The organism is Streptococcus sanguinis, from assembly GCF_050223295.1.
GTDB lineage: Bacteria > Bacillota > Bacilli > Lactobacillales > Streptococcaceae > Streptococcus > Streptococcus sanguinis_X.
Window position 1 is genome coordinate 1355013 of sequence record NZ_CP071424.1, and the last position, 11984, is coordinate 1366996.

At 41.6% G+C, this 11984-nt stretch carries 13 protein-coding genes; 3 read left to right on the forward strand and 10 right to left on the reverse strand.

The genetic code is table 11. The features are described from left to right. The first annotated feature begins 46 nt into the window (after positions 1–46). Together J1C77_RS06620 and J1C77_RS06625 are read left to right on the forward strand one after the other, a co-directional pair. Complete coding sequence (locus J1C77_RS06620) at positions 47–1405, forward strand: carbohydrate ABC transporter permease (protein WP_002904606.1); 1359 nt, start codon at positions 47–49, stop codon at positions 1403–1405. Beyond that, complete coding sequence (locus J1C77_RS06625) at positions 1405–2241, forward strand: sugar ABC transporter permease (protein WP_002897450.1); 837 nt, start codon at positions 1405–1407, stop codon at positions 2239–2241. The genes J1C77_RS06620 and J1C77_RS06625 overlap by 1 nt, the downstream gene beginning before the upstream one ends. A gap of 162 nt (positions 2242–2403) precedes the next feature. On the opposite strand, the gene J1C77_RS06630 is transcribed toward J1C77_RS06625, so the two are convergent. The 3 genes from J1C77_RS06630 to rimM form a co-directional block, all read right to left on the reverse strand. Beyond that, entirely contained in the window at positions 2404–4971 is a 2568-nt protein-coding gene (locus J1C77_RS06630; protein ID WP_002921027.1) for a CAP domain-containing protein, read from the reverse strand. Positions 4972–5161: 190 nt separating this feature from the next. Next, on the reverse strand, positions 5162–5884 hold the full coding sequence (gene trmD / locus J1C77_RS06635; protein WP_002921020.1) for a tRNA (guanosine(37)-N1)-methyltransferase TrmD: 723 nt from the start codon (positions 5882–5884) through the stop codon (positions 5162–5164). Next, positions 5874–6392 carry a ribosome maturation factor RimM gene (rimM, locus tag J1C77_RS06640; RefSeq protein WP_002921017.1) on the reverse strand — a complete coding sequence of 173 codons (519 nt, stop codon included), beginning with the start codon at positions 6390–6392 and terminating at the stop codon, positions 5874–5876. The genes trmD and rimM overlap by 11 nt, the downstream gene beginning before the upstream one ends. A 198-nt stretch (positions 6393–6590) precedes the next feature. Here rimM and J1C77_RS06645 point away from each other — a divergent pair, with 198 nt between their 5' ends. After that, on the forward strand, positions 6591–7049 hold the full coding sequence (locus tag J1C77_RS06645) for a hypothetical protein (protein ID WP_002921015.1): 459 nt from the start codon (positions 6591–6593) through the stop codon (positions 7047–7049). Between the two features lie 106 nt (positions 7050–7155). Here the strand turns inward: J1C77_RS06645 and J1C77_RS06650 are convergent, their stop codons facing one another. From J1C77_RS06650 to J1C77_RS06680, 7 genes are all read right to left on the reverse strand, one after another. Beyond that, positions 7156–7944, reverse strand: coding sequence for an alpha/beta fold hydrolase (locus J1C77_RS06650; RefSeq protein WP_002921013.1), 789 nt, complete (start codon positions 7942–7944; stop codon positions 7156–7158). Positions 7945–8106: 162 nt separating this feature from the next. After that, positions 8107–8898 (reverse strand): alpha/beta fold hydrolase, encoded by a 792-nt coding sequence (locus tag J1C77_RS06655; RefSeq protein WP_002921012.1) that lies wholly within the window; start codon positions 8896–8898, stop codon positions 8107–8109. 15 nt (positions 8899–8913) lie between these two features. After that, positions 8914–9462 carry a putative immunity protein gene (locus J1C77_RS06660; RefSeq protein ID WP_002921010.1) on the reverse strand — a complete coding sequence of 183 codons (549 nt, stop codon included), beginning with the start codon at positions 9460–9462 and terminating at the stop codon, positions 8914–8916. A 239-nt stretch (positions 9463–9701) separates the two neighbouring features. Further along, the gene (gene kphA, locus J1C77_RS06665) at positions 9702–9941 is read right to left on the reverse strand and encodes an RNA-binding protein KphA (RefSeq protein WP_002895313.1); all 240 of its coding nucleotides are present in this window, start codon (positions 9939–9941) and stop codon (positions 9702–9704) included. Between the two features lie 19 nt (positions 9942–9960). Continuing rightward, on the reverse strand, positions 9961–10233 hold the full coding sequence (gene rpsP / locus J1C77_RS06670) for a 30S ribosomal protein S16 (protein WP_002895310.1): 273 nt from the start codon (positions 10231–10233) through the stop codon (positions 9961–9963). 130 nt (positions 10234–10363) lie between these two features. Next, positions 10364–11191, reverse strand: coding sequence for a hypothetical protein (locus J1C77_RS06675; RefSeq protein WP_002921009.1), 828 nt, complete (start codon positions 11189–11191; stop codon positions 10364–10366). Between the two features lie 11 nt (positions 11192–11202). Next, entirely contained in the window at positions 11203–11892 is a 690-nt protein-coding gene (locus J1C77_RS06680) for a YjjG family noncanonical pyrimidine nucleotidase (RefSeq protein WP_042762840.1), read from the reverse strand. Positions 11893–11984: the final 92 nt, after the last annotated feature.

The window sequence follows — 11984 nt, forward strand, 5'->3', positions numbered from 1 at the left end:
AGGGCAGCCTCCTCACTTCTTTCTTTGTAAATATAAGGAGAATACTATGACTCAGTCATCCTATGACAATGCATCCATGGTTCAGGTCTTTAAAGAAGGAACCTGGGATGTCAAACTCTCTTTTCTGGTAATGGGACTGAGCAACCTTGTAAACAAACAATTTATCAAGGGGCTGCTCTTCCTCTTCTCAGAAATTGCTTTCCTGATTGCTTTTGCAGTCCAAATCATACCAGCTATTGGCGGCATGATTACATTGGGGACTCAAGAGCAGGGAGAGGCTATCAAAAAAGTTAACGGTTTGGAAATCACCGTTCAAGTAGCTGGTGACAACTCTATGCTGATGCTGATTTTTGGACTTGCTTCTCTTATCTTCTGTGCAGTCTTCGCCTACATCTACTGGTGTAACCTGAAAAGTGCTCGTCACTTAATGGCTCTTAAGCAGTCTGGTCAGAAGATTCCTAACTTCGTTGAGGACTTTAAGACGCTTGCTGACGGCCGCTTTCACATGGGCCTAATGAGCATTCCTCTTATCGGAGTACTGCTCTTTACCATCCTGCCTCTGATCTATATGATCTGCTTGGCTTTTACTAACTTTGACCATAAGCATCCAGCTCCTAAGTCACTCTTTGACTGGGTTGGCTTCTCTAGCTTTGGTGACGTTTTCTCAGGTCGCATGGCTAGCACCTTCTTCCCACTTTTAGGCTGGACCTTGATTTGGGCGGTTGCTGCGACAGCTACTACTTTCTTCTTCGGAATCGTTTTAGCTCTCTTGCTCAATACAAAAGGCCTCAAGTACAAGAAAGTTTGGCGCACACTCTTCGTTATCACTATTGCTGTACCCCAATTCGTATCCCTGCTCTTGATGCGTAATTTCCTGAATGACAATGGACCTTTGAACGGATTATTGCAAAGCCTTCATCTCATTCAGCATCCAATTCCATTCTTGAGTGACCCTGTTTGGGCTAAGTTCTCAATCATCCTTGTCAATATGTGGATTGGTATTCCATTCACCATGCTGGTAGCGACTGGGATTATCATGAACCTACCTAGCGAGCAAATCGAAGCTGCTGAGATTGATGGAGCTAGCAAGCTTCAAATCTTCAAGAGCATTACTTTCCCTCAAATTCTCTTGATTATGGCGCCATCACTCATTCAGCAGTTTATCGGAAACATTAACAACTTCAACGTTATCTACTTCCTGACAGGCGGTGGACCTACTAACTCTTCCTACTATCAGGCAGGCTCAACTGACCTCTTGGTTACCTGGCTCTATAAACTGACTGTTTCTGCCAAGGACTACAATCTGGCATCTGTTATTGGTATCCTGATCTTTGCAATCTCTGCAGCCTTCAGTCTCTTAGCCTATACTAGATCCGCATCATTCAAGGAAGGAACTGCTAAATAATGAAAAATAGAAAAAAACTCAGTTTATTAGGGATTTATGTCTTGCTGGCTGTTTTAGCACTTATCTGGCTAACACCGATTATCTGGATTTTTCTGACCAGCTTCCGTGGTGAAGGTTCTAATGCAGTCCCTTACTTCTTCCCTAAGACTTATACTCTTGACAACTATATCAGACTGTTTAATAACAACACTTATCCTTTTGTTCAGTGGTTTATGAATACGCTGATTGTTGCGACAGCAACCTGTATCCTGTCTACTTTGATTACCGTGGGTATGGCTTACTCACTCAGTCGTATCAAATTCAAGCATAAAAACCGTTTCCTTAAGCTGGCTCTGGTTCTTAACATGTTCCCAGGCTTCATGTCAATGATTGCGGTTTACTACATCTTGAAAGCACTCAATTTGACACAAACCCTGACTTCACTGATCCTGGTTTATTCAGCTGGAGCGGCTCTAGGCTTCTATATTGCTAAAGGTTTCTTTGATACTATCCCATATTCTTTGGACGAATCCGCTATGATCGACGGAGCGACTCGCTTCCAAATTTTCCGGACTATTACATTGCCGCTGTCAAAACCAATTATCGTTTATACAGCGCTTATGGCTTTCATGGGACCATGGGTTGACTTCATCTTTGCCTCTGTCATCCTAGGCGATGTCAAGGAAAAATACACAGTCGCTTTAGGACTTTTCCAAATGCTTAATAAAGATGCCATCAATAAATGGTTCTTGCCTTTCACATCTGGAGCGATTATCATCGCTATCCCTATTACTCTTCTCTTCATCTTCATGCAGAAATACTACGTAGAAGGTGTAACAGGCGGAGCGGTCAAATAGAATCTAATATGTATATCAAAAACTTCCGACAATTTAAATCGGAAGTTTTTATCTTTCTTAGAAAATATGGAACTTAACTCCTCATCCCTTTTATATGAGATTACTTATTAACTTGGACAAAAAATGAGTCTGGAAATTATTCCAGGCTCATTTTGTATTTCTTTAATTATAATCTTCGTCTCTACGACGGCGTTTGTTGGTTCCCAAAAAGGCAGCTGCACCAAGTGCCATACCAAAAATTGCAAGGCGTTCTGCTTCTGAACCAGTATTTGGCAGAATAGCAGGAACTGTTGGAGCCTTATCAGCAGTTGTAGCCACGCTAGCAAGTTGAGCTGCAGGATTTACAACAAAATCAGTGAATACGTCACTACCTGCCGCTTGAACAGCACCTGTAGTTGCTCCTTTGACTTCACGAGTGTTCGCATGAACTTCTGCAATCTTAGCATCTGAATCTTTCTTAGATTCATCCTCTGCACCTGGACCAGCAGCTCCGCCTTTTACAGCAGTTAGAGTCTGTTTATCTTCACCTGAGCGATAGTTACTATTCAGAGCATTTCCATACAGGAGAGCTGCTTGATTCAAGATATTCAAGAGAGTTTCATAATTCGCTTGAAGACTGTTGTAGGATTCCTCAAGAACAGCTAAAGTTGCAGTCTCTTGATTTAAGATTGCTTGTTTAGCTTCATAATCAAGCTGCGCTTCTGCCAACTCCCGCTCTGCTTCTGCAAGTAACTGAGGAGCATTCTGAAGGTCAATAACTTTCTTTTTAGCTGCTGCTAATGTCTTTTGAGCAGCCATGAAGTCCTCTTGAGCAGTTCCCAAATTAGCTTTTGCAGCTTCTTGAGCTGCCTGAAGTTCTACCAACTTATCCTTAGCTGCCGCTAGAACTGCCTGAGCATTGCTCAAGTTAGTTTGGTAAGGAGCCAAGCTTGCTGCAATCTTAGCTGTTGCTCTGTCAAGAGCTTCTTGCTTGAGAGCAACATTCTGCTTAGTCAAAGCTAGATTATTTTCAGCAGTTGCAACCTTTTGACGAGCTGCTTCAACTGCTGCAATTTGAGTTGCAGCTGCCTTTTGAGCATCAGCTAATTGAGCATTTAGGATATTGATAGCTGATTCCTGACCAACTTTTTGAGCCTTGAGTTCAGCCAATTGATTCTTAAGTGCTGTAACATTAGCGTTAGAACCTGCAGAACGACCACCACCAGCACGCAACAACTGCTCCATAGCTGCAACAGTCAATAGAGTACCGTTATTAACACGTTGGTCAAAGTTGCTAATGTGATGGAAACCAACCTCGGATGTACCATGAGGTGTGCCCCATTGGTTTGGATGTTTATCATAAGCTGCTGAGATAGCATTAGCTTTATTGTCCATCATCTGCACATAGTGGCCAATTTTTTTAGCAAATACATCAGCACCAACTCTCATGTAGATTGCATTAGCATCAATCTGAGTTTCATCTGTAGGCAGTCCATATTGCGCTGCAATCTTTTGGTACTCTTCTTTTTCTTTGTTGTGCCAAAAATTGACAGCTCCTTGTGGGTCAAAACTAATCGCTACATTTTCGTTACGAATCAGCTTGCCCATATGCCAGTTATTGCGCTCAAAGTAGATAGTCTGAATCTGGCTAGCCACATTCGCATACGGATCAACCAACAACTCTTGTAAGCCGGCATTACGACGGTAAGCATTAATCGCTTTAACCAACTCTAAAGCTTGCAGGTTATTTTCTAGACTAGCTGGACTGGTTGGATCAGAATTAACTGAGATACTAAATTCATTTTGACCACGTTGGTAAACAGCAAGTGCATTGTTGGCAGCATCACGAATTTCTTGATTAGCCGCATTGTTACGAACATTTTCTAAAAATTGAGAATAAGTCGTATTGCGAAGGTCAACAGGAGCTGTTGCTGCTGCTTTCTCAGCAGCAGGAATTTGTCCTTCAAGAGAGCTGATAGCTTGATTGGTTTGGCTCAAAGATGCCTTTGCCTGATTGATTTTATTCTGGATTTCAGCCTGCACTTGTGGAGCAGAAGACGCTGCTTGCTCTGCCTTTGTCAACTCAGTTTTTGCATTGTCTAAAGCGGTCTGTGCTTGACTTTGCTGGCTCTTAGCAGTTGCTACAGCTTGCTCCTCTGAGTTAAGTGGTGTTTTAGCATGTTTCAATTCAGTCTCGGCAATATCTACCAGAGATTGGCTCGCCTTAATAGTATTCGCTTGATCTTTAACAGCTTGGTCTGCCTTAGCAGCTTTAGCAGCAGCTTCTCGGACGGCAGTGTCTTTTGCGCTAACCTCTTGCTCTGCTGTTTTTGCTTCCGCTTCCGCCTTAGCAACATTTTCTTCTGTTGCTTCTGCCTGCACTTCTTTAGCAGTCTCAACAGCGGCTTCAGCCACTTTCACGCTAGTTTTTGCATCTTCAGCTTCTGTTTTAGCAGTATCTACTATCGATCTTTGCTCATCAAGTTTAGCTTTGGCTGCTTCAGCATTTTCTTGGGCAACAGCTACATCTGCTGCTGTCACTGGTTTCTCAGTTACTTCAGTCGCTTTTGGAGCTGTCACAGTTGATTCAACCAACTCATCCGCGTGCACTTGATGGGTCAGTCCACCAGAAATAATAGTTGTAGCCGCGATACCAGTCGCTACAACAGACTTGCCTATTTTCTTTTCCATAATCAATCTCCTTTTTATAATCTCACATACTATAATTAACCTGGGTATAGCAGCCCACATAGTAATATACTATCACAAAACGCTAGTATTAACTAGTAGCAAACGTATAGTTTTAATAGTTTTTTTATTACATTTTAGTTACAAAAATGTTTTATTAGAAAAATAAGCTGGTTTTTCCAACAAAAATGAGCATTTCTTTATCAAATAAAGCAAAAACTCCTAAATCCTTTCTAAGAGTTAACCTTGCTTGTCAGTCCGATTGAGCTTGTCGAATTTCTTCTAACATCGCTTCTTCTTCGGCCGTCATCTTATAGCCTTTTAGTAAGTCAGGCCGTCTTAGATAGGTCTTTTTCAGACTTTCATAGAGACGCCACTTGCGGATGTTTTCATGATGGCCACTCATGAGGACTTCCGGAACGACCATGCCTCGATACTCATAGGGCCGAGTGTACTGAGGATACTCCAAGAGCCCAGATGAAAAACTATCATCTGTATGACTGGCTTCCTTGCCAATAACCTCTGAAATCAGGCGAACGGTCGCATCAATCATAGTCATAGCTGCCAACTCTCCCCCAGTAAGGACATAGTCCCCAAGCGAGATTTCATCTGTCACTAAAGTCTTGATCCGCTCATCATAGCCTTCGTAATGACCACAAATGAAAATGAGTTCCTCTTCCTTGGACAGTTCCTCCGCATATGCTTGGTTAAAAGTCCGGCCAGCAGGATCCAGCAAAATCACGCGCGGTTGCTTCTTTTCAATGGCATCATAGGCATCAAAAATAGGTTGAGCCCGTAGCAGCATACCCTGACCTCCGCCGTATGGCTCGTCATCTACATGCCGCGATTTTTCTGCCTTCTCTCGGAAATTGTGGTAGTTGATTTCTAAAAGGCCTTTTTCCCGCGCTTTACCTACAATCGAGTGCTCCAAGGGAGCAAACATCTCCGGAAAGAGAGTCAAAATATCAATTTTCATCGTCCAGTCCTTCCGGTATCTCTACATCAACGCGACCTTGCTCAATGTCAATCCCCAGTACCACTGGCGGAATGTAAGGTAAAAGCAAATCGCGCTTGCCCTTGCGTTTGACAACCCAGACATCATTGGCTCCTGGCTGCAGAATTTCCTTAATCCTACCAAGAAGAACGTCATTTTCATAGACTTCAAGGCCGATGATTTCATGGTAGTAAAATTCCCCGTCTTCCAAGTCCGTCAAATCTTCCTCTCGGACTTTCAGAGTAAAATCACGAAATTTCTCTATGTCATTGATATGGTACATCCCCTTAAACTTAATAATATCAAAGTTCTTGACCTTACGATGGCTGGCAATCTCCACATCCATGACAAACTGATCCTTCTTGTCAAACAGGGCAAGGGTGTTGCCTTTTTTAAAACGCTCTTCTGCAAAATCTGTCACAGACAAAACCCGCATCTCTCCTTGCAGACCTTGAGTATTGACGATTTTTCCAACATTAAAATAATTCATCTCGACTCCAACATATTATACTCTGCCTAGTATTTTATCATGATAAAGGGGAATGTACAAGCGAGATAAGAGGGAATTCCCTTACCTATATTTATTTGATTAAAGTTGCTATTTAACGTATAATTATACATATAGAGCTTTTACACTATAAACACCCGAGTGTGTTTACGCAAAACTAGAAAGAAGTTGGTGACGACTATGGGAAAAAAGTTAAGTAAACTTCTGCTCTCTACTGCTATTCTAGCCACAACAGCCGCCAGTCTGACTGCTTTGACACAGGTCAAAAAGGGCCAGGCAATGGAAAATGAAACGAGGGAAACTAGAAATCTCTCAGCCCTTGATGAAAAAATTGCTCAAATTGATAACCCAACCATTAAGGCTTTCCTAGAATACTATGCTAGTCAGAACATGACCTCCGCATCATCTCTTCCGATGATAGATGATTTGGAGGCAAATACGCGCGTCATCGTTATTGATATAGACTATGCAGACACAAGCCTCACCCCTGCCATTGGAACATCAGTCGATGGATCCGAAGGGCCTGTCGGTGGAACTGTTGATGCTGATGGCCAATACATCGAGTTTGATACCAGTGACCATAGTAAATCCGCAACCGTTCAGGAAATTCGAGATGCTATTGCTGAGATACTAGGGTAGACTCTCATAAATACGTACCAAATAGCTGAGATTAAAATCTCAGCTATTTTGCATGTATCATCACTCCCACATTCAATATACTATTTAAAGCTTGTATACATCTTACTCATCCCATTTCTAAAAGAAGTTCCGCTATCTTTTCTGACTGACTCCAATGTAAATAGTGATGGTTGCCTCCTAAAATAATCTGGGTATTTTGTGAAGCAAATTCGGAATCTTTATATTCTTGTTCTCGATAGGCCTGACTCAGGATAAAAATCTGGAATTGAAAAGAAATATCTATGTTTTGAAAATCGCTTTTTGCGATACTGCAGTAATGTTGAAAACCTTCTTGTACATATTTTAATCTATCTGAACTCTTTTCTGCCTTAGCCCATAAGATTTTAAAATCAGCTACTGGAAAACTCTCTTGTCCTATTTTTTTCAGATATTCATATCCACCACCGAGCATCTGAACTTTCTCCTGTAAGGATAAAAATTCGTGATAAGGATTCTGAGCTAATTCGCCATATAGAACAGAATAAGTGGTCGGTTCAATCAAGATTAGTCCCTGACAAAACGGCTCTGACTCAGCAATTTTAACTGCCACAAGGCCGCTAATACTGTGTGCGCAAACAGCATACTGAATGACTTTAAAATGCGATAAAACCTCTATAATAGATTGGACCAAATCGTCCAAAACAAAATTTTCTTGATTTTCCAGTGGGCTTTGCCCAGCATTAGGGTAATCTATTGTTAAATAGCCCCAATTTTTAGGTAACTTCCGAATAACTGGCAAAAAATTTTCATAGGTCGGCAGACTCCCTGCACCGCTTAAAAATACAGCAATCTTTTCCGCAGGTTGATAGGATACAAATAGCTGTCCTACTTTCGTTTTGATCATTCTTTCTTTCATAATGTTTCCAATCAATTCTTAAAAATATTATCTAGGCACACACTACTATCTGAGAGATAGCTATTTTACTAGTGGAATAAGGACACCCCTATACCAGAATTTTTTCATATTCAACCAAGGACCGTGTCACAAGAGGCAGTTGCTAGTATTGCCTTAAAGGCATTAAGCTCTCTCTGCGAAAACCTGTTTAGCAAATTCCTCCACAAGAGCATTAAACTTGGCTGGTTGGCATAGATTCGACGGATCAAACGAATCAGCAATGACAAGATCCTGAGCAAGCCTCAGATGTTCCTTAGTTGTTTTCATCATTTGGACTAATTTCCCTGAAAAATCCCCCGCCAGCAAAAGTGTAGGAATCTTGCACTTATCCAAGGCAGCACGATAATCAATAGCTTCAATTGCCCTGCGCTGCAAAACTGACTCCTCGGGTCGAATCCGGTCGAATAAATCAACAAAATAGGAGCGAGCTAAAGGCCAGCGTTTATAAATTGGCAAGGTTGATAGCTTCATAAACCATGAGTATTTCACCAAAGGAGCCGTAAGTTGAGCCAGAGAGTTCATCATTGGCGACAAATCCGTCGCACAAAAAGTATCGCACAAGAGAGCTCCCTTAAAGATTTGCGGATTTTGAGTCATGAGGTGCATGGTTAAGATACCGCCATAGGAAGTCCCTCCGATAATGGCTTGGTTGACGCCTTCTTTTTCCAAAATCGCCAGCACATCTGCTGCCTGTATATCTAGAACCTGATCCGCCTGACAAGTCAGCTGGCTTGATTGCCCATTTCCTCGTAAATCAGGAGCAATAACCCGATAGCGACCTTTAAAAAAATCTATCTGAGGCTGAAACATGCCCGAGTCAGCACTCAAGCCATGCAGGAGCACGAGCGTTTCTTTATGACCTCGCCCTTCTATCCGATAGGATACCCTACCATCAGTTCTTTCGATATGATCCATCCTATTGCCTCCATTCTACAGCTCATTTATACTTTTCTGCCATTCTTTGGCTAATTCTATCTGTTGCTTTCTTTCTCTGACAACCGCTTGCATATCATCTGGACTCTGCAGATTTATTACTTTCACTGCATAATCAGCCGAGACAATGGCATGACCTCGCATGTGGGCTGTTGCGACCGCTTGGGCAAAGACACGCGCGGCATACTTACTGACTGGTGATTTAGCTTGCTGAGATAGCTGCTGAGCTAAGAAACCAGCCTTCCTCAGCTCATAGGCAGAAACTTTACCCTCAAGTCGCGCCTCAAACACTTCCTGAACTTGAGTCAAGATTTGCTGTTTTTTAAGATTGTCACCAATATTTATCAAAGCTATAAAGCGAGTAGCATGTTCCATTGCCCATTGGGCAAGCTGCTTTTGAGGAAGCTGGACCAAGATTTGTTCCAGTTCCAATCTTTTCTGACTGTCATCAAGGATCTTAAGCTTGTATGGACTAGGTAGGCTCACTTGCTCACTCTCATAACACTCTCGTTCATGGGTGTTCCAAGCATAATCTTCTGACTTCATATTTCCTCCGTTTCCACGCTTCTCGCTTTCCTCATTGAAGAAGCTAAGCTAGATAGTTCTCACATACGCTCGAACTGCATCAATTTCCCAAAATTCAACTGCGCCTAACGGCTTGTTTCATTAAGAGCCTTGTACACACGCTTAAGCTGGGCATCAATTTCTCTAAGCTCACTTGAGAGCTGCGCACTCAGTTCGCTAAGAGAAATAGAAAAAAACGGGACGCACTGGTCCCGTTCTTCTTATTTCTCATCAATAACGATGCGAACTTTTTTGTATTCAGTGGGGACAGAGTAAACAATCGTCCTTATAGCGGAAATAGTACGACCTTTACGACCGATTACACGTCCAACATCACTCTGATCAAGATCCAGGTGATATTCTAAAAATTCAGGTGTATCCTCAATCTTGATAGTTAAGGCATCTGGCTGTGAAATCAAAGGTTTCACTATCGCAATAATTAGATTTTCAATCGTGTCCATATGTCAACCTACACTTCTATTATTTAGAGTATTTTGAATCGTGGAATTTCTTCAATACGCCTTCTTTTGAAAGGATGTTGCGTACAGTATCAGAAGGTTGTGCACCATTACCCAACCACTCAAGGATACGGTCTTCTTTCAAAGTCACTTGGTTTTCAGCTACAAGTGGGTTGTAAGTACCAACTGTTTCGATGAAACGTCCGTCACGAGGTGAACGTGAGTCTGCAACATTGATACGGTAGAAAGGTTTTTTCTTAGAACCCATACGAGTCAAACGGATTTTTACTGCCATTATTAAGGTCTCTTTTCTTTATTTTTTTCTTTTGGTGAAATAGCAGAGCTATTAAGCACATGTTCTATTATAGCAGATTAAAAACAGCTGTCAAGTTTTTTTCTTGACAGAGTTAAAAAATTTTTTTAGATTAGTCTTTTTGGTTGTTTAAAACTATCTGTTCAGAAAGGTTTTCATATTTTTTAAAAAACAATTTGACTGAAGCGTCTTTAGGAAAAGCACCTAAATCCATATACTTATTAATGGTCTCTGGTGCATAATACTCTGTGTCTCTACTACGACTATTATAGGACCTGCTTTTTACCTCGTCTTCTGATATATTTTTCTCATCCAGTACTTGGTCTGAATGAATTTCGAAAGACCATTTTAAAAGATCAGCTTTATCCATTTTTCGGACAATCTCTTTTAGCTTATCATGATTTTCTGGATTCTTCCTGAATTCGACTAAAAACTTACTATATAGCATAAGATATTTATTTAGGCTGTCTGAATCATCAACCTTTTTAGAGGACGACACGCTTATAGTCTGAAATAGAGCTCTGTCAAATCCTGATTTTTGCTGGTATTCAGCTGTCATGTCATGTTCCATCTCGCCCTTAATCTCATCAATTAAGCTAGTTATTTCTTGGTCTACCAAACAATCCAGTAGTTGATCTGCTGTTCGCTCTCCGTAAAATATCTCATAAAATTCGATTTTACTGCCCTTTCGATCTGGGTGGTATTTTAAAATAGGATGTTTTTGGATATCTTCCTCAGTGAAATACAAATCAATCGTCGCCCCACCACCCTCATAATGATAACTGCCATCAGAACTAACCTTGACGGGCTGAAAAGGGAGCTTTTTAAAAAGAGCCTTCGTCGTTCGTATGCTTTCGTCGACTTCTTCTTTCTTAGCATAACAGGCTGTCAGTAGCAACAAACTGGCAAGAAGAGAAAACCAGGCAAGGATTTTTTTCATTTGCAGTCTCCTTATGGAACCAAGAGTCTGATAATGTCGTCATAAGAATAGGCGGTATAGGTCGGTTGAAAAAGACTTTTATTTTCTAGCTGCTTGGGATTGTACCAGAGAGAGTCTAGTCCAGCATTATTAGCGCCAGCAATATCTGCTGTCAAGGAATCTCCAATCATCAAAGTCTGAGACAGATCAAAATCTGGTATCTGCTCTGCTATTTTTTCATAAAACAAAGCTTCGGGCTTCTGAGTCCCCATCTTTTCCGAGATGAAAATATGGTTAAAATAGGGTGAAATATCGGAATGAGCCATACGGCCGGTCTGAATAGCCGTGATGCCATTGGTCGCTCCGTAAATCTCATAATCAGCTTCTGTCAAGTTATCCAAAAGCTCGCTAGCACCAGCGTAGGTTTGTCCTTGCTGAGCAATGTGCCGTTGGTAGAGGAGAGCCAACTCGGCGCCATCCTTCTCAATGCCAAAATGAGTAAAAAGATGAGAAAAGCGAGTGTTAACCAGCTCTGGCTTGGTGATTTTCCCCTGCTCCAGATCCCGCCAAAGCCCCTTGTTCATAGGAATATAATAGTCTTTGTAGGTCTGAATCTCCGTTACGCCCTGCTCCTTCAAAAAATGAGTCAGCGCGATGTCTTCCGCCGTATCAAAATCCAGCAAGGTATGGTCAAGGTCGAAAAGTAGAAATTTGTATGGCAAGGTAGAAATCCTTTCTGTAACTGTAGTAGCTTCATTATACCACAAGCTACAAAAACCAGCCGCTCAAAAACGAACGGCTGGTTTCTAATCTA